Genomic DNA, 777 nt, shown 5'->3' on the forward strand with positions numbered 1-777 from the left:
GGAGTATGGTGTGAGAGTATAAGTGGCTGTATCAGTGAAATATCCACTATTACCATAAATGTAAAAGAGGTAGTACCGACGATTAAGGTAATAGCTTCAACCCAAACAACCATTTCTCCTGGGATATCAGTTAATTTTACAACAACTATTACCAATGGAGGAAGTAACCCTATATATCAATGGCTGAAGAACGGCACCCCTGTTGGGGTAAATAGCCCCACCTACCTGGATAATTCACTAACGGATAAAGACAAAGTTTCCTGTGTATTAACTAGTAATGAAACTTGTCGTCAGCTGACAAATGTGGTTAGTAATGTTCTGGAATTTAGCATGCCAACCCTGACAACTAATGGTGGTTGTGCTGGTAGCATATTGTCTTTATCAGAACACCCATATTCTGAAATTACCTGGAAACGAAATGGTGTTCCTATTGATAATAAAATACCATGGGATTCTGTTTATTATTCAAATAATCTAAGTAGTAGCGATCGTGTGGTCGTAGCTGGTACTAAATCTAAGTTTACACCAGGTTCTGTATTCAGGGATAGAGCTGGCAATATCTACATTAATTATACCCAAGTTTTCAAGAAATGGTTGCCGGAAGAAGCCACAGAGGCTGAAATTATACTATATTCAGACTTTATAGACGCGGAGGGAAATAGTTACGTAATTGATAAGGGTAGTCATCAGGTCTTGAAGTATCTTCCAGGGTCTACTATTGGATTGGTCGTTGCCGGAGGTTATGGTGCTGGAAATGCTTCAAATCAACTTAATACC

1 protein-coding gene is annotated in these 777 nt (G+C 38.9%); it reads left to right on the forward strand.

The features are described from left to right. On the forward strand, positions 1-777 hold a 777-nt coding region (locus ACLD7X_RS17410), incomplete at both ends, for an NHL repeat-containing protein (RefSeq protein WP_411424951.1).

Origin of the sequence: Aphanothece microscopica RSMan92 (genome assembly GCF_046613545.2) — a bacterium.
Classification (GTDB): Bacteria; Cyanobacteriota; Cyanobacteriia; order PCC-6307; family Cyanobiaceae; genus NIES-981.